The organism is Croceibacterium xixiisoli, assembly GCF_009827305.1.
In the GTDB taxonomy this organism is placed as follows: Bacteria; Pseudomonadota; Alphaproteobacteria; order Sphingomonadales; family Sphingomonadaceae; genus Croceibacterium_C; species Croceibacterium_C xixiisoli.
On the sequence record NZ_WTYJ01000003.1, the window covers coordinates 86,001 to 108,038 of the forward strand.

The 22,038-nt window shown below is 62.0% G+C and carries 21 protein-coding genes; 18 read left to right on the forward strand and 3 right to left on the reverse strand.

Annotation, left to right across the window (positions count from 1 at the left end):
• Nucleotides 1–149 precede the first annotated feature (149 nt).
• From GRI97_RS14105 to GRI97_RS14130, 6 genes are all read left to right on the forward strand, one after another.
• Complete coding sequence (locus GRI97_RS14105; RefSeq protein ID WP_161391856.1) at nt 150–932, forward strand: hypothetical protein; 783 nt, start codon at nt 150–152, stop codon at nt 930–932.
• 124 nt (nt 933–1,056) lie between these two features.
• Complete coding sequence (locus tag GRI97_RS14110; protein ID WP_161391857.1) at nt 1,057–2,346, forward strand: homoserine dehydrogenase; 1,290 nt, start codon at nt 1,057–1,059, stop codon at nt 2,344–2,346.
• A 31-nt stretch (nt 2,347–2,377) separates the two neighbouring features.
• Nucleotides 2,378–3,361 (forward strand): class II fructose-bisphosphatase, encoded by a 984-nt coding sequence (glpX, locus tag GRI97_RS14115; protein WP_161391858.1) that lies wholly within the window; start codon nt 2,378–2,380, stop codon nt 3,359–3,361.
• Between the two features lie 120 nt (nt 3,362–3,481).
• On the forward strand, nt 3,482–4,417 hold the full coding sequence (locus tag GRI97_RS14120) for a ribose-phosphate pyrophosphokinase (protein WP_161391859.1): 936 nt from the start codon (nt 3,482–3,484) through the stop codon (nt 4,415–4,417).
• A gap of 317 nt (nt 4,418–4,734) precedes the next feature.
• Nucleotides 4,735–5,556 (forward strand): inositol monophosphatase family protein, encoded by an 822-nt coding sequence (locus tag GRI97_RS14125; protein ID WP_161391860.1) that lies wholly within the window; start codon nt 4,735–4,737, stop codon nt 5,554–5,556.
• Nucleotides 5,553–5,978 carry a gamma-glutamylcyclotransferase family protein gene (locus GRI97_RS14130; protein ID WP_161391861.1) on the forward strand — a complete coding sequence of 142 codons (426 nt, stop codon included), beginning with the start codon at nt 5,553–5,555 and terminating at the stop codon, nt 5,976–5,978. Before GRI97_RS14125 ends, GRI97_RS14130 begins: the two co-directional genes overlap by 4 nt.
• A gap of 127 nt (nt 5,979–6,105) precedes the next feature.
• On the opposite strand, the gene GRI97_RS14135 is transcribed toward GRI97_RS14130, so the two are convergent.
• Nucleotides 6,106–7,098 carry an SRPBCC family protein gene (locus GRI97_RS14135; protein WP_161391862.1) on the reverse strand — a complete coding sequence of 331 codons (993 nt, stop codon included), beginning with the start codon at nt 7,096–7,098 and terminating at the stop codon, nt 6,106–6,108.
• Nucleotides 7,099–7,289: 191 nt separating this feature from the next.
• Between GRI97_RS14135 and rpmI the strand changes: the two genes are divergently transcribed.
• The 11 genes from rpmI to GRI97_RS14190 all read left to right on the forward strand — a co-directional run bounded on the left by rpmI (nt 7,290) and on the right by GRI97_RS14190 (nt 19,403).
• Nucleotides 7,290–7,493 carry a 50S ribosomal protein L35 gene (gene rpmI, locus GRI97_RS14140; RefSeq protein ID WP_161391863.1) on the forward strand — a complete coding sequence of 68 codons (204 nt, stop codon included), beginning with the start codon at nt 7,290–7,292 and terminating at the stop codon, nt 7,491–7,493.
• Nucleotides 7,494–7,506: 13 nt separating this feature from the next.
• On the forward strand, nt 7,507–7,869 hold the full coding sequence (gene rplT / locus GRI97_RS14145) for a 50S ribosomal protein L20 (RefSeq protein ID WP_161391864.1): 363 nt from the start codon (nt 7,507–7,509) through the stop codon (nt 7,867–7,869).
• A 218-nt stretch (nt 7,870–8,087) separates the two neighbouring features.
• Entirely contained in the window at nt 8,088–9,029 is a 942-nt protein-coding gene (locus GRI97_RS18930) for a helix-turn-helix domain-containing protein (RefSeq protein ID WP_161391865.1), read from the forward strand.
• 116 nt (nt 9,030–9,145) lie between these two features.
• Nucleotides 9,146–10,249, forward strand: coding sequence for a phenylalanine--tRNA ligase subunit alpha (gene pheS / locus GRI97_RS14155; protein WP_161391866.1), 1,104 nt, complete (start codon nt 9,146–9,148; stop codon nt 10,247–10,249).
• Nucleotides 10,246–12,636 carry a phenylalanine--tRNA ligase subunit beta gene (pheT, locus tag GRI97_RS14160; protein ID WP_161391867.1) on the forward strand — a complete coding sequence of 797 codons (2,391 nt, stop codon included), beginning with the start codon at nt 10,246–10,248 and terminating at the stop codon, nt 12,634–12,636. Before pheS ends, pheT begins: the two co-directional genes overlap by 4 nt.
• On the forward strand, nt 12,633–13,523 hold the full coding sequence (locus tag GRI97_RS14165) for an aldose 1-epimerase family protein (protein WP_161391868.1): 891 nt from the start codon (nt 12,633–12,635) through the stop codon (nt 13,521–13,523). Before pheT ends, GRI97_RS14165 begins: the two co-directional genes overlap by 4 nt.
• Before the next feature lie 86 nt (nt 13,524–13,609).
• On the forward strand, nt 13,610–15,130 hold the full coding sequence (locus tag GRI97_RS14170; protein ID WP_161391869.1) for a peptide chain release factor 3: 1,521 nt from the start codon (nt 13,610–13,612) through the stop codon (nt 15,128–15,130).
• A 164-nt stretch (nt 15,131–15,294) separates the two neighbouring features.
• Nucleotides 15,295–15,999 carry an endonuclease/exonuclease/phosphatase family protein gene (locus tag GRI97_RS14175; RefSeq protein WP_161391870.1) on the forward strand — a complete coding sequence of 235 codons (705 nt, stop codon included), beginning with the start codon at nt 15,295–15,297 and terminating at the stop codon, nt 15,997–15,999.
• A 171-nt stretch (nt 16,000–16,170) separates the two neighbouring features.
• Nucleotides 16,171–16,509, forward strand: a complete 339-nt coding sequence (locus tag GRI97_RS14180; RefSeq protein ID WP_161391871.1) for a P-II family nitrogen regulator — start codon at nt 16,171–16,173, stop codon at nt 16,507–16,509.
• A gap of 44 nt (nt 16,510–16,553) precedes the next feature.
• Complete coding sequence (locus GRI97_RS14185; protein WP_161391872.1) at nt 16,554–17,936, forward strand: ammonium transporter; 1,383 nt, start codon at nt 16,554–16,556, stop codon at nt 17,934–17,936.
• Nucleotides 17,937–18,284: 348 nt separating this feature from the next.
• Nucleotides 18,285–19,403: an OmpA family protein gene (locus tag GRI97_RS14190; protein WP_161391873.1), complete on the forward strand. Its 1,119-nt coding sequence runs from the start codon at nt 18,285–18,287 to the stop codon at nt 19,401–19,403.
• Between the two features lie 308 nt (nt 19,404–19,711).
• On the opposite strand, the gene GRI97_RS14195 is transcribed toward GRI97_RS14190, so the two are convergent.
• Entirely contained in the window at nt 19,712–20,152 is a 441-nt protein-coding gene (locus GRI97_RS14195; RefSeq protein ID WP_161391874.1) for a TIGR01244 family sulfur transferase, read from the reverse strand.
• A gap of 3 nt (nt 20,153–20,155) precedes the next feature.
• The gene (locus GRI97_RS14200; RefSeq protein ID WP_161391875.1) at nt 20,156–20,962 is read right to left on the reverse strand and encodes a TerC family protein; all 807 of its coding nucleotides are present in this window, start codon (nt 20,960–20,962) and stop codon (nt 20,156–20,158) included.
• A 239-nt stretch (nt 20,963–21,201) separates the two neighbouring features.
• Here GRI97_RS14200 and GRI97_RS18935 point away from each other — a divergent pair, with 239 nt between their 5' ends.
• A complete protein-coding gene (locus GRI97_RS18935; RefSeq protein WP_161391876.1) occupies nt 21,202–21,939 on the forward strand; it encodes a cold-shock protein in 738 nt (245 codons plus the stop codon).
• Nucleotides 21,940–22,038 lie beyond the last annotated feature (99 nt).

Here is a 22,038-nt window from a genome sequence, read left to right on the forward strand (position 1 = left end):
CAAGACGGGAAGATTTGCTGCATTGCGGCAAAAATCTCCGCAAAGCGCAAAAGAGGAATACATCAATGCAGCATAGGTTTGGTGCGCGAATCTTCGCGATTGCGGTAAGTGCGCTGGCGATTCCTGCGTGCGCACAAACTGATTCATGGGTGTCAGGTACCCAAACGAACACGCTAGGGGTGGCTCCCAGCCCTACTTATGCCGATTATGTCGGCCTGTCCGATGCCGCCGGAGTGGTGGCGATCGTACAGGTGGCCAAGCAGGCGGTGGTCGAACCCGAGCGGTCCCCCGGTCTCGCGCGCGGCTATGTTCGCCTCTACATCGAAGCCCAGACGGAAGCGTTGATTTCCGGGCAGGACGGGCTCGGCGGATCGTTGGTGTTCGTGGCCGATGTGCCGCTGGCGCCGAATGGCAAGCCTCCCAAGTTGAAGAAGCAGCGGATGATCATCTTCGCCGATCCTGTCCCAGGCAGTGCCGGTACGCTGCAGCTGGTGCGGCCCAGCGCCATCCTGCCGGCAACCCCGGAAACCGAGGCACAGACCCGTGCGGTCGCGACCGCGCTCGTGGCGCCTGACGCGCCGCCGAAGCTGACCGGCATTCGCGATGCCATTTCGGTGGCGGGCAATCTGGCCGGGGAAGCCGAAACCCAGATGTTCGTCGATACCAACAGCGGGGCGCCGGTCTCGCTCACTGTCATCCGTCGTCCCAATATGACACCGGAATGGGGGGTGTCGTGGAGCGAAATCGTCGATCAATCGGTCAAGGCGCCGGCCCCGCAGACGCTGCAATGGTATCGTCTCGCATGCGGCCTGCCTCGTGAATTGCCGCAGGATGCCTATCTCCAGGCCGATCGCGCGTCCCGTGCGCGCGCCAGCGAGGATTACGCGTTCATCCTGCAACAGCTCGGCCCCTGCACTCGCACCATCGAATGATCGTCTGTCTGTAAATAATGCCCCGGCTGCTGCCGGGGCCGCAAAGCTGCCGATCAATGAGCAGGGGCTCTAGCCAAATGCGCCGCAGCGCCGTAACTCCGCGCGCCGCAACAAAGGGAAAATCATGGTTCAACCGCTCCGTATCGCGCTTGCCGGCCTCGGCACCGTTGGCGCAGGCGTCATTCGCCTGCTGGACACCAATGCCAGCCTGATTGCCGCGCGCGCCGGACGCCCGATCGAGGTGGTGGCTGTCTGCGCCCGTGATCGCAGCAAGGATCGCGGCGTCGACCTCAGCCGCTATATCTGGGAAGATGACATGACCGCGCTGGCAGCGCGCGACGATGTCGACGTGGTGGTGGAACTGGTCGGCGGATCGGATGGATCGGCGCTGACGCTGGCCCGGCGGGCGCTCGGCAACGGTCGTGGCCTGGTTACTGCGAATAAGGCGATGATGGCCCATCACGGCATGGAACTGGCCGCCGCCGCTGAAGAGGCACGCGTCGCGCTGAAGTTCGAGGCGGCCGTCGCCGGCGGAATTCCGGTGATCAAGGGTTTGCGTGAAGGGGCGGCAGCCAATGCTGTGTTGCGAATCTATGGTATTCTCAACGGCACCTGCAATTACATCCTTTCCACCATGGAAGACACGGGCCGCGATTTTGGTGATGTGCTGAAGGAAGCGCAGGCGCTCGGCTATGCGGAAGCAGATCCCACATTCGATATCGAAGGCGTGGATGCTGCACACAAGCTGGCATTGCTGGCCTCGATCGCATTTGATTCGCGCGTCGATTTCAGCGCGATGGAAGTCGAAGGAATCAGCCGCATTCGCGCAGCCGATATCGCCCAGGCGGCGGCGCTGGGTTATGTCATTCGTCTGATCGGGCTTGCCGATTGCGATGGGGGCCTGTTCCAGCGGGTGCAGCCATGCCTGGTTCCGCGCGATCATCCGCTGGCATCGGTCGATGGACCGACCAATGCAGTTGTGCTGGAGGGCAATTTCTGCGGCCGCCTGCTGTTCCAGGGCGCGGGTGCGGGCGATGGCCCGACAGCGAGCGCCGTGGTCGCCGATCTGATCGACATTGCCCGGGGTGATGCCGGTCCGCCGTTTTCCATGCCCGTGGCTGCGCTGCAGCCGCTGGAACGGGCGGGATCGGGCCATCGGCTGGCGCGCAGCTATCTGCGTTTCACGGTCGCCGACCGGCCGGGCGTGCTGGCGGAAATTTCTGCCGCTATGCGCGATGCCGGCGTTTCGATCGAAAGCCTGATCCAGCAGGGTCGGCCAGAGGAAAATGGCGAAGTGCTGGTGGTGATGGTCACGCATGAAGGGCCCGAAAGCGCCGTAACCCGTGCGCTCGAACTGCTCGATGGCTCGCCCAGCCTGACCGAAGCACCGCTGGTGATGCGCCTGCTCGGCTGATTTCGACCATTTTTCTGTTTGTGGGGTTTTCATGGCCAGCAACACACCTGCACCCGCTGCTGCGCTGGACCGCACGCTGATACTCGAACTCGTCCGCGTGACGGAGGCTGCGGCTATTGCGGCCTCTGCCCTGGTTGGTCGGGGCGATGAAAATGCCGCTGATGCCGCAGCGGTGGATGCCATGCGGCGGGCGTTCGATCTGCTCGATATCGATGGCACAATTGTCATCGGCGAAGGCGAGCGCGACCATGCGCCGATGCTATTCGTCGGAGAGAAGCTCGGGCGGGCGCAGGGCAGTGGGCCGAAGATCGACCTGGCGGTTGATCCGCTGGAAGGTACCACCAACACGGCCAAGGGCGGACATAATGCACTGGCCGTGCTGGCTGCGGCCGAACAGGGTCATCTGCTGAACGCGCCCGATGTCTATATGCAGAAGATCGCCATAGGTCCGGGATATCCGGATGGGGTGGTTGGGCTGGACAAGACCGCGCGAGAGAATATCGATGCGCTGGCGGCGGCCAAGGGCGTCGATCCGCAGCATATCACCGTCTGCGTCCTAGATCGCCCGCGCCATGGCGAACTGATCGAGGAGCTGCGTTCCATCGGTTGCGGCATCGTGCTGATCCCCGACGGTGATATCGCCGGGGTAATCGCCACTACAGAAGAAGATACCGCGATCGACATCTACATGGGGTCTGGCGGCGCACCCGAAGGTGTGTTGGCGGCAGCGGCGCTGCGCTGCGTCGGCGGGCAGTTCAGTGGCCGGCTGATCTTCCGCAATGAAGAGGAACGTGCCCGCGCCAGAGCCTGCGGTATCACGGATTTCGATCGGATCTATCTGATCGACGATCTGGCCAGCGGTGATTGCATCTTCGCCGCCACCGGCGTCACCAATGGGTCGCTGCTGGATGGTGTACGCCGGCTGCGCGATGGCGGGTTTGCCACCGAAAGCGTGGTCATGCGCGCCAGCACCGGCACGGTTCGCTGGATTCACAGCGAACATCGGACTGCTTGATTTCGGCCACACCATGGCCCGGTTCTCCCCAAGGCTGGTGCAGCGCAGGTTGCATTCATATGACTCTGGGCTAGAGGGCGGGCGCACTCGATTCCCGCGACAACAAAGGGTCTTCCCGCGATGAAACTGATGGCCGGCAATTCCAACCTGCCGCTTGCTCGCGCAATCGCCGGATATCTGGAAATCCCGCTTACCGATGCGAGCGTCCGCCGGTTTTCCGATGAAGAGATCTTCATCGAGATTCACGAGAACGTGCGCGGTGAAGATGTCTTCCTGCTGCAATCCACCAGCTTCCCGGCCAATGACCATCTTATGGAACTGCTGATCGGCATCGATGCGCTCAAGCGCGCCTCGGCCAAGCGGATCACTGCGGTTGTTCCCTATTTTGGTTACGCCCGCCAGGATCGCAAGCCGTCCCCCCGCACGCCGATTTCGGCCAAGCTTGTGGCGGATATCATCACCAAGGCGGGTGCCAACCGGGTGCTGTCCGTCGATCTGCATGCCGGGCAGATTCAGGGCTTCTTCGATATCCCGACCGACAATCTCTATGCTGCTCCGGTGATGGCCGCCGATATTCAGGCGCGTTATGGCGGCGGGGATCTGACTGTGGTGTCGCCGGACGTCGGCGGCGTGGTGCGTGCACGTTCGCTGGCCAAGCGGCTCGACAACGCGCCGCTGGCCATCGTCGACAAGCGTCGCGAGCGGCCGGGCGAATCGGAAGTGATGAACATCATTGGTGATGTGAAGGGGCGCGCCTGCATCCTGATCGATGACATCATCGACTCGGGCGGCACGTTGTGCAACGCGGCCCAGGCTCTGCTTGACGCCGGTGCAAAGAGCGTCGCCGCTTACATTACCCACGGGGTTCTGTCCGGTGGTGCCGTCGCCAGAGTCGACAATTCGGCGCTTACTGAACTGGTGATCACCGACACCATCCTGCCAACTGACGCGACGCGCGATTCGAAGCGGATTCGCACCCTGACGGTGGCGCCGCTGGTGGGTGAAGCTGTCCGCCGCATCGCCGATGAAAGCAGCGTGTCGAGCTTGTTCGACTGATCATGGTGGCGCGGGTGTTTTGCCCGCACTAGGCCTGTCGCCGATTGCGGCCAAATGTCGGAATATCAACCAGCCGGCCCCCCTCTCTTTTTGTCCGCCTTTTCGACGGGTGGATCGGTTCGGCATACCCAATGTACGGTTGCAGGTGGCCGATGTGCTTCGTATTCCGCCGGACACGATCCATTGCGGGCGTGCCAGGCCAGTTGCGGTGTGGGCGTCAGCAACTGGGTTGCCGATGGTGATCAGCCCGTGCGGGTGCCGGGGATCAGCAGCCCCTAGCAGGCTGCAGCGGTGCAACAGCAGAACAGGATGTTCCGATGAAACTTGACGCTGAAATCGCGCTTGCCCACCGCCTTGCCGATGCGGCGAGAGAAGCCATCAGACCCCATTTTCGCACGCCCTTGACGGCGGAACGCAAAGGCGATGCCTCGCCTGTCACCGTGGCCGATCGCGCGGCGGAAGAAGCGATGCGGCGTATCCTGACAGCCGAAGTCCCGCAAGACGGCGTTCACGGGGAAGAATTCGGTGTCAGCGAAGGGCGCTCGGGTCGCAAGTGGGTGCTCGATCCTATCGATGGGACGACGGCCTTCTTGGCTGGCCGCGCCACCTTCGGGACGCTGATCGCCTTGCTCGTGGATGGTTTTCCTGTGCTCGGTCTTATCGATCAACCGATCCAGTCCGAACGCTGGCTGGGGGTGATGGGGCAACCGACCACATTGAATGGCATGCCTGTCAGGGTGCGGCCTTGCCGTGAACTGGGTGATGCCGCGCTGGCCACCACCGGGCCGCACTATTTCTCCCAGGAGGAAGGCGACGTGTTCATGGCTCTGGCGGCGAAGACCGACCACAAGCGCATGATCATGGGTGGTGATTGCTACAACTACGCCTTGCTCGCCACCGGTTGCCTCGACGTGGTGTGCGAAGCCGGTTTGAAGCTGCATGATTTCGCCGCTTTGGTGCCGGTGGTCGAGGGGGCTGGTGGCCTGATGTGCGACTGGAATGGCGAACCGCTGCACGCCGGTTCTGCCGGCGATGTGCTGGCGCTGGGCGATCCGGCCCGGCTGGACGATGTGCTGGAAGCCATGGGCGGGCAATCGCATGACCATGATCATTCCGGGCACGATCACAGTCATCCGTGAAGCTGTTCTTCTACGGCGTGTTGATGGAACATCTCGCGGGCAGGGATGTCTGCGACATGCTTGTCGGTATCGGTCCCGGCTTGCCCGCATGGGCGTGCGGCACACTTTACGCCGTGCCCGATCCGCAGGGTTGGTATCCGGCGCTGCTTCCCGGCACGGGGCGCGTGCAGGGGATGTTGCATGACGCGGAGACGGTCGATCTCGCCGCGCTCGATCATTTCGAAGGGGTGAACACCCATGATCCATTGACGGGGGACTACCGCCGGGCTGAAATTGAGGCGAAAACCGCGGTAGGCGCTCGTCTGCGCGTCCAAGCCTATCTCTGGAATCATGCGGTTGGGAAAAATCTGATCCGATTGCCGGCCGGCGATTTTTCTTCCTGGCTGAAGCAGATGAGGCGCCGGCCATTTGGCGACGTCTAAAACTGGGCAACGCCCTGTTGGTAACAAATTAAGAACGGGCGCTATTTTTTGCTGCCTTCCGGCCGCTAACGATAATGCGGCATGGTTTGCGATGTGGCGCGTGACAATGCATGCCCCATCATTTTTCTTACCGATCCTGTTTCCAATGTTCGGCCCGGTCACGGATCGCGGCCAGAATGTTGCTTTCCAGATCGCCGAGGAAGAATTCACCCCATAGCGCTGCATAGGGATTGAAGTGGGTGCGCGCGGTATAACGCGTCGTCAGCTGCAGCAAATGCCGGCCATCGTCCTGCGGGATCAGCACGTAGCCACCACTGTCGACCTGCATATAGGCGCTGTCGGGGCGCAAATGGCGGTCGGTGAATTCCCAGCCCTGACTGCCGGTAAAATCGAACCGCCAGCTGATTCGGCTGTTCACCTGCCAATCGGTCACGATTTCGCGAAAGGCGATGCCATGCTCCCAGCGGGCATGGCGGATGGCGCCCACCCCGCTCCCTTCCAGCCAGGCTCCACGCGGGCGGGGGATGCCGATCAGATCCTGTGACAGGTTCCAGCGCCCTTCATCCGGCCCGATATCGGTAATGCCCTGCATCAGCGGCCAGATCGCATGCGCCGGCGCATCGATCACAATCTCGCGGGTTACGGAATAGTGCCGGGCGGGCGGCTCTATCATGCTTTCGATTGGCATCATGATGAGCGGCAGCGCCAGTAGGCTAGGGCTCAGGAAGGTGCTCGCCGGATCAGATTCAGGATCGCGCCGGCGCAGGCGATAGGTGAGCAGCGCCCCCACCTCTCCGCTGATCAGCCAGGGAACCGCCAGCATCAAAATGCAGACCACCCCTTCCTGCAGCAGGATGACGCCGATCAGGATCATGCCGACCAGGCACACAACTGGTACAAGTGCGTAGAACCGTCTGCGCCGGCGGGCGAGCGGATCGCAGATGTAACAGAGGAAGGCGCAGATCGCTGCCGGTTGCACCAGCGCGAAACTGACCATCACCATGCCTGAATCAGGGCGTGCCCAATCCACCAGCAGATAGCATCCGACCGCATAGAATGCGGCAGCGGCAAAGGCACCGATGATGCGTGCGGCCATGCGCGACCGGTCAGCCTGGTCCATTTGCCACCCTCATGCCAAGCCTTTACCACAGGATAGCGGGCAGGCAATTGATCGCCGGCCAATGTGCGGGCTTGCCTTTGGGCGTCGCAGCATTTAGTGGCGCGCGCTTCGATAGACACGTGATTCATCTGCCGGCCTGGCCACAAGGGCTGCCAGGGCTGGTTGGACGTGTCCCTTTATAGGAGACAAAAATGCCCAAGCTGAAGACCAAGAGCGGTGTGAAGAAGCGCTTCAAGATCACCGCCACCGGCAAGGTGAAGCATGGTGTTGCTGGCAAGCGCCACCGGCTGATCAGCCACAACGCGAAGTACATCCGCCAGAACCGCGGCACCGAAGTGATCTCCGATGCTGATGCACGGGTGATCAAGAAGTGGGCGCCCTACGGGCTGAACTGAGGAGTACTGAGCAATGTCCCGTATCAAACGCGGCGTTACCACGCGCCAGAAGCACAAGCGTATTCTCGAACAGGCCAAGGGTTACCGCGGCCGTCGCAAGAACACGATCCGCGTCGCTCGTCAGGCCGTCGAAAAGGCTGGCCAATATGCTTACCGCGATCGCAAGATCAAGAAGCGGACCTTCCGTGGTTTGTGGATCCAGCGCATCAACGCAGCTGTCCGCGCTGAAGGCATCACCTATTCGCAGTTCATGCACGGTATCAAGCTGGCCGGCATCGAACTGGACCGCAAGGTGATGGCCAATCTGGCCATGAACGAAGGCGCTGCATTCGCGTCGATCATTCAGCAGGCCAAGGCAGCACTTCCTGCCGCCTGACATCCTGCTACGGCATCGCCAACAGGTTGATGCCGGGATAAAAGGGGCGTGAACGCTTGCCGTTCACGCCCCTTTTTGCGTCTGGTCTGTGGTCACCTGCGTCTTTCCGCAGGGGTGCTGGCAGGGCTTGTCAGCCTGCTTGTGATATGTCCATAATTGTCCCATTCTGGTAATCGGGTCGCAAGGAACGGCGTTTGGGGGCAGGGAAGGGGGGCATTGTGTCCCCGACAGAAGTGGATCGGTCGATCGCGGTGGGCACCGATTTTTCGCTCGATGTCCGGTTGTTTCGGCTGTCTCCGGAATTGCAGCCTTATTTCACGGCGCTGTACTGCTTTGATATCGACTGTCCGGACGGGCAGATCATCAAGGATTGCCTTCATCCAGAATGGGCCGCCATGCGCTTTTCCGTCGGCAAGCCGCCGATGGCCGCGATCGGCCCGGGGCCCATGAGCCGGCAGGCGCAATTCGTCGTCAGCGGGCCGACCTGCCAATCGATCCGTTTCGGCCTTTCCACCGCACGCATCTGGGGACTGGGGGTACAGCCTGCCGGTTGGGCCAAATTCATTGCGGGCAGCGCGCGCGATTTTGCCGATCGCACCGTGGATGGTGTTGCCGATCGAGCCTTTGCCCTGTTCGCGCCGTTGCTGGATCTGGTGCATCAGCCGCATTCCGACGCGGAAGCGACGGCGGGGGCCATAAACAGTTTCCTGATGCCGCATGCGAATCGGATCATTGTTGGCGAAGAGCAAATCCTTGCCTGCCATGCGGCGCTGCTGGATCCCGAAATCGCCAATGTGGGGGATCTGGGCGAGCGTCTGGGAATGAAGCCGCGCACGCTGGAACGGCTATGCGGTCGCTATTTCGGATTTCCGCCGAAAATGCTCCTGCGCCGCCAACGATTCCTGCGCAGCCTGGCCCGCTTCATGCTGGAGCCGCGCCGCAACTGGAGCGAGGCAATGGATGGGCAATATTATGACCAGGCCCAGTTTGTACGGGATTTCCGATCCTTCATGGCCATGACCCCCAGTGAATATGCGCTGGGGCCGCATCCCATTCTTGATCGCATCATCGAACAGCGCATGGCCGATCAAGGGGCTGCCCCGCAAACGGACAAGCCGACGATCCTGCGCTACGCCGATGATGGCAAGCGCTCCAGATAGCCGCTGCCAGCCTGCCAATGCGGCCTGCCCTGTGTGATTAGGGGTTGGGCCGGCGCGCCCCGCCCGCTAACAGGCGCGGCAACCACTATCGGCGCCTTTCAACAACAGCAGTTTTCATGGCAGATCTTCAGCAACTTGAACTTGATGCAGTCGCGCGCATTGGCGCCGCGGCAGACCTTTCCGCGCTGGAAGGGCTGCGGGTCGAATTTCTCGGCAAGCAGGGCAGTGTTTCCGCCCTGCTGAAAACGCTGGGCGGCATGAGCCCGGACGAACGCCAGAGCCAGGGCCCGCTGATCAATGGTCTGCGCCAGAGCGTCAGCGACGCGATCACCGCGCGCAAGGCAGCACTGGAAGCAGCTGAGCTGGAAGCGAAACTGGCCGGCGAAACCATCGACCTGACGCTGCCGGCGCCGGACAGCGCACGCGGATCGGTTCACCCTGTCAGCCAAGTGATGGACGAACTGGCCGAAATCTTTGCCGATATGGGCTTCGCCGTGGCCACCGGGCCGGAGATCGAGGACGACTGGCGCAATTTCACTGCGCTCAACATTCCCGAAACCCACCCGGCGCGTGCCATGCACGACACCTTCTATTTCCCGGACGAAAAGCGGGCTGGGCCTGCGGCCGGACCGGGCGAAGGCGGCCGCATGCTGCTGCGCACCCACACCTCGCCGGTGCAGATCCGCACCATGACCGCGCAAGAACCGCCGATCCGCATCATTGCGCCGGGCCGCGTTTATCGCAGCGACAGCGATGCCACCCACACGCCGATGTTCCACCAGATCGAAGGGTTGGTGATCGACAAGGGCATCAACCTCGGTCACCTGAAATGGACGCTGGAAACCTTCCTGCGTGCCTTTTTCGAACGCGATGACGTCGTGCTGCGGCTGCGGCCGAGCTATTTTCCCTTCACCGAACCATCGGTGGAGGTCGACGTTGGCTATACCGTGATCAAGGGCAAGCGTGTGATCGGCGGATCGGAAGGCTGGATGGAAGTGCTGGGCAGCGGCATGGTCAACCGCAAGGTGATCGAAGCCTGCGGACTGGACCCCGACGAATGGCAGGGCTTCGCCTTCGGCACCGGTGTCGACCGGCTGGCGATGCTCAAATATGGCATGGATGATCTGCGCGCGTTCTTCGATGGCGATATCCGCTGGCTGCGGCATTATGGTTTTGCCGCGCTCGATGTCCCCACGCTGAGCGGAGGAGTCGGCGCATGAAGTTCTCTCTGAGCTGGCTGAAGCAGCATCTCGACACCCAGGCCACCATCAACGACGTCGCCGACGCGCTGAACCGGATCGGGCTGGAAGTGGAAGGCATCGAAAACCCGGCGGAAAAACTGCGCGGCTTTGTGGTAGCCAAGGTGCTGACCGCTGCGCCGCATCCGCAGGCGGACAAGCTGCAGGTGCTGACGGTCGATCGCGGCGAGGGCGATCCGCTGCAGGTCGTCTGCGGCGCGCCCAATGCCCGCGCCGGCCTGGTCGGCGTGTTCGGCGTCGAAGGCGCAATGGTTCCGGCCAACGGCATGGTATTGCGCAAGGCAGCCATTCGCGGCGTCGAATCCAACGGCATGATGTGCTCCACCCGCGAACTGGAACTGGGCGACGATCACGACGGGATCATCGAACTGCCGGCAGATGCGCCGGTGGGCACCGCCTTTGCCGATTACCGCGATCTCGATGATCCGGTGATCGATGTTTCCATCACCCCCAATCGGCAGGATTGCATGGGTGTGCGCGGGATTGCGCGCGATCTGGCCGCAGCAGGTTTGGGCACGCTGCGTCCGCTCGCGGATGTCTATCGCATGGACAGCCTGGCGCCGGTCGAAGGAAGCGGTCCTGCCCCGGATGTGCGGATCGATGATGCCGAAGGCTGCCCGGCTTTCTACGCCCAGGCAGTATCCGGCCTCAGCAATGGCGAAGCCCCCGAATGGATGCGCAGCCGGCTGGCGGCGATCGGGCAGAAGCCGATTTCGGCGCTGGTCGATATCACCAATTTCGTCTCGGTCGATCTGGGCCGCCCGCTGCATGTCTATGACCGGGCCAAGCTGCAGGGGGCGCTGGTCGCGCGCCGGGCGCAGGATGGTGAAAGCGTGCTGGCGCTCAATGGCAAGACCTATGCGCTCGATGCCGCGATGACGGTGATCGCCGATGATGTGGAGGTGCATGACATCGGCGGTGTCATGGGGGGCGAGGATTCGGGTGTTTCGGACGGCACCACCGACGTGCTGATCGAATGCGCTTTTTTCACTCCGGAAAGCATTGCCCGTACGGGGCAGAAGCTGGCGTTGACCAGCGATGCCCGCCAGCGGTTCGAGCGTGGGGTCGATCCGGCCTTCCTTGATGATGGTCTGGCGATTGCCACCCATCTGGTGCTCAGCCTGTGCGGCGGTACCGCCAGCGCGATCACCCGTGCCGGTCAGCCGCCGCTGGAACCCAAGATCATCGCCTATGATCCGAGCCTGGCGGAAACGCTGGGCGGCCTGGTCGTGGCACCGGACCGCCAGCAGGCGATCCTGGAATCGCTGGGCTTTGCCGTGGATGCACAGTGGAATGTCACCGTGCCGAGCTGGCGCCGCGATGTGGATGGCCAGCCCGACCTGGTCGAAGAGGTGATCCGTATCGAAGGGATCGACAATGTTCCCTCGATCGCGCTGCCCCGTGCCGAAGGCGTGGCCCGGCCCACGGCCACCCCGGCGCAGATGATCGAGCGCAAGGTCCGCCGTGCGGCTGCCGCGCGCGGACTGAATGAAGCGATCACCTGGTCGTTCCTGCCGGAAAAGGAAGCTGTGGCTTTCGGTGGTGGGGTCTGGAGCCTGGACAATCCGATCAGCGAAGACATGAAGGTGATGCGGCCTTCGCTGCTGCCAGGTCTGCTGATGGCGGCCCGGCGCAACATGGATCGCGGGGCAGACAGTGTGCGGCTGTTCGAAGTCGGGCGTCGCTATCTGGCGGAAAGCGAGCATGCGACGTTGGGCTTCGTGCTGGCCGGGGAACGGACGGCGCGCGGCTGGGCCAGCGGCAAGGCGCAGAATTTCGACGCCTATGATGCCAAGGCCGAGGTGATTGCCCTGCTGGCCGCCGCCGGTGCGCCGGTGGACAATCTGCAGGTCATGGGGGATGCGGGCCACTGGTACCATCCGGGCCAGTCCGCCACGCTGCGGCTGGGGCCCAAGACGGTGCTGGCAAGCTTTGGCGCGCTGCATCCGGCCACGCTGAAGGCCTTCGATCTCGATGGTCCGGTGATGGCGGCTGAAATTCATCTCGACGCCATTCCGGCCAAGCGCGGCAAGGACGGTTTTATGCGCACGGCATACACCCCGCCGGCGCTGCAGGCGGTGAAGCGCGACTTTGCCTTCCTGGTGGATGTGGCGCTGCCGGCCGGCGATCTGGCGCGGACGGTGAAGGGGGCTGACAAGGCCAACATCACCGAAGCCCGCATCTTCGATGATTTCCGTGGCAATGGTGTGCCCGAAGGCAAGAAATCGCTAGCGGTGGAACTGGTGCTGCAGCCGGGCGAGAAGAGCTATACCGAGGAAGATCTGAAGGCGGTTGCGGCCAAGGTCGTCGCCGCAGCGGCCAAGCTTGGCGCGGAGTTGCGCGGATGAGCAATGCCCTGGGGACGTTCGTTGAAATCGCTTCAGCCGGGCTGACGGCGCAGATCGAACTCTTCGGGGCAGAGCTGTTCTCGCTTACCGATGCGGTCGGGCGGGAATATATGACCGATGCCGATCCGACCTGGTGGACCGGCCATGCCCCCATCCTGTTCCCGATCGTGGGTGGGCTGGCGGGTGGCCGCTTCCGCCATGAAGGGCAGGAATATACGTTGTCGCGCCATGGCTTTGCCCGTGGTCGCGCCTTCGATGTGGTTGAACGGGCCGGTGACAGCGTCACGCTGCGGCTGGTCGACAATGCGGACAGCCGTGCTGCCTATCCCTTCCCCTTCGTGCTCGACATGCGTTTCACTCTGGCCGGCATGGTCCTGTCGATGGAAGCGCGGGTCAGCAATCCGGGCGATGGACCGCTGCCCTTCAGCTTCGGCTATCACCCGGCCTTTGCCTGGCCGCTGCCTGATGGCGGCGCGAAGGACGAACACCAGATCGTGTTTGCGCAGGATGAACCCCAGCCCGTCCGCCGGCTGGACGCTGCCGGGCTGGTTGCGCTGGAAGAACCGACCCCCGTCCGTGATCGGGTACTGGCGCTCGCTTCAGGCCTGTTCGAAGCTGATGCCTTGATCTGGGATCGGCTTGCCAGCCGCGACCTGTCCTATCGCTCGCCCGCCGGGGCGCGGCTGGATATCAGCTTCCCCGAACTGCCGATGTTGGGCATCTGGCAGAAACCGGGCGCGCGCTTCATCTGTATCGAACCCTGGGCTGGCATCGCCGATCCCGCAGGGTTTGCCGGCACGCTGAGCGAAAAGCCAGGCATCATGTTGCTGGAACCGGGCGCCGAACGCAGTTTCTGCATGGATGTGGCGGTTCACCCCGCCGATTGATTGCCATCTGGCCGGGCAAGCGTTGACGGTAAGGTTGCATAAAACCGGTTTCCACTTTTCGGCCCGATGCTTTAGGGCCGCGCGCCATGTCCAATCGTCGTACCTTCGCCATCATCTCCCACCCCGACGCGGGTAAGACCACACTCACCGAAAAGCTGCTGCTGCAGGGCGGCGCGATCCATCTTGCCGGTGAGGTGAAGGCACGCGGCGCGGCGCGGCGCGCCCGGTCGGACTGGATGAAGATCGAGCAGCAGCGCGGGATTTCGGTCACCAGCTCGGTGATGACCTTCGAAAAGGACGGCATCACCTTCAACCTGCTCGATACCCCAGGGCACGAGGATTTCTCCGAAGATACCTATCGTACGCTCACGGCGGTCGATTCGGCGATCATGGTGATCGACGCGGCCAAGGGGATCGAGCCGCAGACGCGCAAGCTGTTCGAAGTCTGCCGCCTGCGCAATCTGCCGATCATCACCTTCGTCAACAAGGTCGACCGCGAAGGCCGCTCACCCTTTGAAACGCTCGATGAAGTGGCCGATGCGCTGGCGCTGGATGTCAGCCCACAGGGTTGGCCGGTAGGGCTGGGCGGGCTGTTCCAGGGTGTGCTCGATTTTGCCACTGGCGAAGTCAGCCGGCCCGAGGGCGACAGCCGTGAATTTCTCGGCAAGCGCGAAGCCAATGTCGAACTGCCGGCAGATATCGCGGAAGAGGTTGAGCTGGCCCAGGGCGGCTATCCCGAATTCGACATGGAAGCCTATCGCAATGGCGATCTGACTCCGGTGTTCTTCGGCTCCGCGCTCAAGAATTTTGGCGTCAGCGAACTGATCGATGCGATTTCCCGCTTCGCCCCGCCGCCGCGTCCGCAGCCGTCCGACGCCGGGCTGGTTGAACCGGAAAACAAGGAAGTGACCGGCTTCATCTTCAAGGTGCAGGCGAATATGGATCCCAACCACCGGGATCGGATCGCCTTCATGCGCATGGTGTCGGGCACCTTCCGCCGCGGCATGAAGCTGACTCCGTCGGGTCTGGCCAAGCCGATTGCCGTGCATTCGCCGATCCTCTTCTTCGCCCAGGACCGCGAAATCGCTGATACGGCCGAAGCCGGCGATATCATCGGCATCCCCAATCACGGCACGCTGCGGGTGGGGGACACGCTGAGCGAAACCAACGGCCTGCGCTTTACCGGCCTGCCCAATTTCGCGCCGGAAATTCTGCGTCGCGTGCAATTGCGCGATCCGACCAAGACCAAGCAACTGCGCAAGGCCTTGGATGACCTGTCGGAAGAGGGGGTGATCCAGGTTTTTTACCCTGAAATCGGCAGCAACTGGATCGTCGGTGTGGTCGGCCAGTTGCAACTCGAAGTGCTGATCTCCCGGTTGGAAGCGGAATACAAGGTAGAGGCAGGGCTGGAGGCATCGCCTTTTGCCACTGCCCGCTGGATCAAGGGCAGCGATGCGGCGCTGAACAGTTTCGAACAGTTCAACCGGGCCAATCTAGCCAAGGATCGCGATGGCGATCTGGTGTTCATGGCGAAATCGCCGTGGGACGTGGGTTACCAGCAGGAAAAGAACCCGGATCTCATATTCTCTGCCACCAAGGAGCGTTGACCAATTCTCCCGACTGGTTCTGCCGGGCGGTACAGCAAGGAATTTTACGTTCCGGGTGGAAACAACCCTGTAAATGCCTAGTTTTTGGGCATGGCTGGAATTTATCCCTCGGCTGATCAGGCCATGCTGTATCCCGCATGCGGGCAAGGCAGGAGAGCGAGCTGATGGCCGACCCTGTCGAGCTGACTTTCGCCAGCTACAACATCCACAAGGCTGTCGGCCGCGATGGCCGACGCGATCCGGATCGGATCATGGCGGTGCTGGGTGAGCTGGACGCCGATGTGGTCGCGCTACAGGAAGCTGACATGCGCTTCGGTAGCCGTACGGCGGTGTTGCCCCGGGCCCTATTGGCCGAACATCATTGGCAGGCTGCACCGCTGGCGATGCGTCCGGCGGGGATCGGCTGGCATGGCAATACCATTCTGGTGCGCAGCGGGCTCGACATCATCGACGTCGCGCCGATTGCGCTCCCGGCGTTGGAGCCGCGCGGTGCGGTTCGGGCCACTCTGAGCAAGGACGGCGTCCGCTTCAGCGTGGTGGGCATGCATCTGGATCTGTCTGGACTGTTGCGGCGCCGGCAGGTGCAGACCGTGTGCTCTGTGCTACGGGATGCCGATCACGCCAGCGTGCTGATGGGCGACTTTAATGAGTGGTCGGTGCGGGGCGGGGCGTTGACCGGTTTTCATGCCGACTGGCGCCAATTGCTGCCTGGTCGCAGCTTCCCCAGCCGACGCCCGATCGCCCAACTCGACCGGATCGTTCATTCGCGCCACTGGCACGCGATCGCCTGCTCTGTGCACCATAGTCCGCTGTCCAGCATGGCATCCGATCATCTGCCGGTGATTGCCCGGCTGGCCCTACCTGCCTGACATCGCCTGCCTAAAATTTGTGCAATTGCTCAATAAACGGGCGATGATTTTTCCCTGACGCCGGGCATAGCTTGAAATACGCACTGTAAACACCGGATTTCTGCGTTTGGCATGCATGTTGCTTTTACTGATCCCAGCCGGGCGTGTGCCGGTAAGCAACAGGGGTCAGTGATGAAGTTCATCATCGCCATCATCAAGCCATTCAAGCTCGACGAAGTGCGTGAAGCACTCAGCGCCATCGGCGTTGCGGGCATGACCGTGTCAGAGGTCAAGGGCTTCGGACGTCAGAAGGGCCAGACGGAAATCTACCGCGGCGCCGAATATTCCACCAACATGCTGCCCAAGGTGAAGCTGGAAATTGCCGCCACCGATGCTGTGGCTGCGCAGGTTGTCGAAACGATCCAGCAGGTCGCCAGCACCGAAAGCATCGGTGACGGCAAGATCTTCGTCTTCGAACTCGCCTCCGCCACCCGCATCCGCACCGGCGAAACCGGGGATACCGCGCTGTGAGCAGCCCGACGCCACAACTGACTCCATCAGACAGGGGTACTGATATGATCCGCAACATTGTTTGCGGCGCCGGCGCGTTTGGTGCGTCGATGTTCGCCGCAACCACCGCCTGGGCGGCCGAAGCTGCCACCACCGCCACGCAGGCGGTAACCGATGCTGCTGCATCGGCACCGGTCGCTGCCGTGGTTGAAGAAGTCGCCGCCGTGCCCAACTCGGGCAACAACGCCTGGATGATGACGGCCACCATTCTGGTGCTGTTGATGATCCTCCCCGGCCTGATGTTGTTCTACGGCGGTCTGACCCGGTCGAAGAACATGCTGTCGACCATGACGCAGATCGGTTCGGTCACCGCGCTGGCCATGATCATGTGGGTCATCTGCGGTTATGGCCTGGCCTTCGGTCCGGAAGGCAATTCGATCATCAGCTGGGGCAAGTTCTTCCTTGCTGGTGTAACTCCCGATTCCACTGCGGCGACCTTCACTGATGAAGTGATTTCGGAATATGTGTTCATCAGCTTCCAGATGACTTTCTCCGCCATCACCATTTCGCTGGTGCTGGGCGCAGTAGTGGAACGCATGAAATTCGCGGCCACCATGGTGTTTGCTTTCATCTGGCTGCTGATCGTCTATTACCCGATCGCCCACATGGTCTGGGAAGCGCGTGGCGTGTTCTTCGCCATGGGTGCACTGGACTTTGCCGGCGGTACCGTGGTTCATATCAACGCCGGTGTCTCGGCCCTGGTTGCCGCGCTCATCCTCGGCAAGCGCAAGGGTTACCCGACCGAACCGATGGCTCCGCACTCGCTGACGCTGACGATGGTCGGCACCGGCCTGCTGTGGGTGGGCTGGTTCGGCTTCAACGCCGGCTCCGCATTGGAAGCCAATGGTTCGGCTGCCCTTGCCATGATCAACACCTTTGTCGCCACCGCTGCTGGTGCCTTGGCATGGATGGTCGTGGAACGCCTCGCTGGTCACAAGCCGTCGTCGCTGGGCTTCTGCTCCGGCATCATCGCCGGCTTGGTTGCCATCACTCCGGCTGCCGGCAATTCCGGCCCATTCGGTGCAATCGTGCTCGGCATCATCGCCTCGGTGGTCTGCTTCTACTTCGTGTCGAAGGTGAAGCCGGCACTGGGCTATGACGACACGCTCGACGCTTTCGGCATCCACGGCGTGGGCGGCATCGTCGGCGCCATCGGCACCGCAGTAGTCTTCGCACCCTCGCTTGGTGGCCCCGGTCCGGAAGACTACGGCATGGGTGGCCAACTGGCGACCCAGACCATCGCGGTCGTCACCACGATCATCCTGTCTACCGTTGGTACCGCGATCGCCATTTACATCGCCAAGGCTCTGACCGGGCTGCGGGTGACCCAGGAAGTCGAATTCGAAGGCCTGGACATCGGCGAGCACGGCGAACGCGCCTACAACTGATCACAAGCTTGGCGGGATCGGGTTTCTCCTCCTCTCCCCTCGATCCCGCCTCCCCTCGTTCCTCCTGCGAACGCAACTGAAAGGGCCGGAGCCAGCCGCTCCGGCCCCCTTTTTTGTTGGCTGATTCTGTAGCGCAATTGCCACAGTCACCATCGAATCTATAAAACTGGGTTCAATTACAGCTGCAATTGGAGAAAGCTTGGGGAACCGCTTAGGTCCTGAACCAATTTGGATGGTGTGAGAAAGGCAATTCTCACCTGTTGCGCGCTGCAGTTGCTTCGGTTCCGGTTGCAAGCGTGTTGCACTGCAACTATGGGTTTGAATGTGCAGGTCCAAAGGGGATTCATGATGAGAAAAATTCTGCTGGGTATGGCAGTTGCAGCGTCGGCTCTGACCGCACCTGCGATGGCCCGTGACGGTAGCGCCTATGTCGGCATCGAAGCTGGTATCGTCGATCCCGCTTCCAACCCCGTCTATATCGCGCCCGATCTTGAATACGATGTGCAGCACAAGAACGGTTTCGATCTTGGTGCGTTCATCGGTTACGATTTCGGCCTGATCCGTACGGAACTCGAAGTTGCTCACAAGCGCTTCAAGCAAGACGTGATCACTTCGATCGTGACTCCGGAAACCGCAGTTGAAGATCCGTTTGCGGGCACCTTCACGAACCCGGCCGGTAAGACGGCGGTCACCACTGCAATGGCCAATGCTCTGCTCGACTTCGGCGGCAATGATGGCATCGGCTTCTCGATCGGTGCCGGCGTGGGCCGTGCCTGGGTTGATACGAATGAGTATCTCGTTCCCGGTCGGCCGATCGTCGATGATAAGGATAGCGCCTGGGCCTATCAGGGTCTGGCACAGGTCTATTTCCCGGTCTCGAAGTCGGTCGATGTCGGCCTGCGCTACCGCTATCTGAACACCGACAAGTTCGCTGTTCGTGATTCCGCCGGGTTCGATAATTATTTCGAACTGGAAAGCCATTCGGCGCTGCTGACGCTGACGGCAAACTTCGGTGGTGCCGAAGCTCCGCCGCCGCCTCCCCCGCCGCCGCCTCCCCCGCCGCCTCCGCCGCCCCCGCCGCCTCCGCCCCCGCCGCCTCCGCCGCCGGTTGCGCAGTGCAACAAGGGTCCGTACATCGTGTTCTTCGACTGGGATAAGTCGAACATCACGCCGGAAGCAGCGTCGATCCTCGACAGCGCGATCACGGCATACCGTAATTGCGGCACGGCGCCGATCATGCTCGCCGGCTACACCGACCGTTCGGGTTCGGCTCAGTACAATCTGGGTCTGGCCGCACGGCGCAACGCCAGCGTCCGCACCTATCTTACCGGCAAGGGTATCCCGACCGCTCGCATCTCCAGCGAAGCCTTCGGTGAAGCCAATCCGCGTGTCCCGACCGCCGACGGCGTTCGCGAACTGCAGAATCGCCGCGTGGAAATCAGCTACGGACCGGGTTCGGGCCGCTAAGCTTTCCGCCGCGAGGCAGAGATTGGGGCCGGGGGAGCAATCCCCCGGCCCTTCTTCTTTGACCGGTACGATGTGATCTGACGTTGATCCGGTTGTTACCTGACGCGGCGTCAGCCACGTGCTGCAGCTGGCGCTCGCCAGATGCGGTGTAATGTTTGCGAATTGCGTTGATGCTGCCGGGAAGTGGGGGGCAGAACCGCCGGACGTTGCTCGGCGGTATGCAGGTACATTTCTGGCACCAGCAACAGCCCTGAGCGCCGTAGATGGTCACGCGGCTCTCAGGGTAATCGGATGAGGAACTGGGGTGTTCAGTCCTCGGCTTGCGCGCTCAGGGCATCCAGAGTGGGCCGGATGGCGCCGATATCGTATCCTGCCTGGGCCGCGCTTTCGACCAGCGTGGACGGGTCGCCCCCGCCAGCCGCTTCTGCCAGAGCCCACAGGAAAGTCGACCGCGTGCCTGAACGGCAATAGGCCAGCACCGGGCCGGTCGCCTTGGCCAGCGCTTCCGCCATGGCCTGCACCTGTGCCTGGGTGAATCCGCCAGGGGTCACGGGGATAGCAACATAATCCATCCCGGTTTCGGCAGCGATGGCTGCGGCTTCGCCGCCGGGCAACTGGTTGGGTTCTTCACCTTCGGGGCGGTTGTTGATCAGCAGGGTGAAGCCTTCGGCTGCCGCATCGCGTATGTCGCTGCCGATCAGTTGCGGACTGGCCCAGACGCGGTCGGAAAGCTGGCGGAAATCACTCATGCCTTAAGAATCCTTGCTTGCCGCAGCCTTGGCCATGCGCCGGTTGCGGGAAAAGATGTTGAGCGCCTCCACCGCCACGGAAAAGCCCATGGCCGTGTAGATATAACCCTTGGGTACGTGGAACCCGAAACCATCGGCGATCAGCACCAGTCCGATCATCACCAGGAACGCGAGGGCGAGCATGACCAGCGTGGGGTTGCGTTCGATGAAGCGCGACAGCGGATCGGCGGCAACCAGCATGACGCCAACGGTAATGACCACGGCTGCTACCATGATCGGAATCTCGTCCGTCATGCCGACCGCAGTGAGAATCGAATCGATCGAAAAAACCAGGTCGAGGGCGATAATCTGGGCGATGGCCGAACCGAATGTCAGCTGAACAACGCTTTTTCCGGGCGTTTTGTCGAGCAGTTCGCCTGAATCATCTTGTGGGTCCATGCTGTGATGGATCTCTTTCGTGGCTTTCCACAGCAGGAAAAGGCCCCCCACCAACAGGATCAGGTCGCGCCCGGAAAACGCCGTTTCAAAGCTCGGTTCGCCGCTGGCAGTGGGGGCGCCGGTGATGCCAAGGTCGAACAGCGGCGTCTGCAATGTGACCAGCCACCCGATCAGCAGCAGCATCATGATGCGCATGCCCATGGCCAGTCCCAACCCAATACGACGGGCCGTAGTGCGTTGTTCCAAAGGCAGTTTATTGGAAATAATGGCTATAAAAACCAGATTGTCGATGCCGAGAACGATCTCCAGCACAATCAGGGTGAACAGCGCAGCCCAGGCTGCCGGGTCGCTCAGGAGGCCGACGATATCCATAGCTGGCCCTTGTTGCTCATGCGGTAACAGGTGGCAAGCGGTGGTGATCGGTGTCTGCGGGTGTCACACCAAACTCTTGCATCAGGCAAAAAACCCATTCGCAAATAATTCGCACATGTGTTCTAACTTCGCTATAAGCTGAGAGTTGAACTGGCGGCAAAGGTTTGTCGCCATCATCTGGCGGTAGTCGTCCGTCTCGCTGGGTGTTGATCGAGGACGAATGAAGGTACGTTCGGTTCATGGGTTACGATAAAGGTCGTCGCGGCCGGGGGCGCGACAAGCGGGACGGTTTTGGTGAAGGCGGATTCGACCCTTTCTCTGACGGTGGCCCGCCCCGTTTCGGTGGAGACGACTGGCGTTCCGGCGGCGACCGCGGTGGCTACGGCGGCGGCGGCGGCTACAGCGGCGGCGGCGATCGTGGCGGCCCGCGTGGCGGCGGCGGTTTCGGCGGCGGCCCGCGCGGCGGCGGTGGCGATCGTGGCGGCGGCATGCCCGCTCAGGTCGTTGGCGCAGGCAGCGGCAAGGTAAAATTCTTCAATGCACAAAAGGGCTTCGGCTTCATCCAGCGTGATGAAGGCGGCGAAGACGTGTTCGTGCACATCAGCCAGGTTGAACGGGCTGGACTGGAAAGCTTGGCCGAAGGTCAGGAACTGCAGTTCAATCTGGTCGATCGCGGCGGCAAGGTTTCGGCTGCGGATCTGCAGGTCGTCGGTGACGTCATTGCAGCGCCCGCCAAGGCTCCGCAGCGTGAACTGACCGGTGAAAAGGCCGTGGGGACGGTCAAGTTCTTCAACGCCATGAAGGGCTTCGGCTTCATCACCCGCGATGACGGCAAGGAAGATGCTTTCGTTCACATCAGCGCCGTCGAACGGTCCGGCCTGCCCGGGATCAATGAAGGCGATCGTTTTGAGTTCGATCTCGAAGTTGATCGACGAGGGAAGTATTCCGCAGTCAACCTTGCTCCCGTTCAGGGCTGATTCGCGAAGGCCTTCCCCGGCAAACTTGGTCCGGTCACCAGACCGGGAATTGCCAAGATCATAAACGGAAAACGTGGGCGGTCCTTCGGGGCCGCCCTT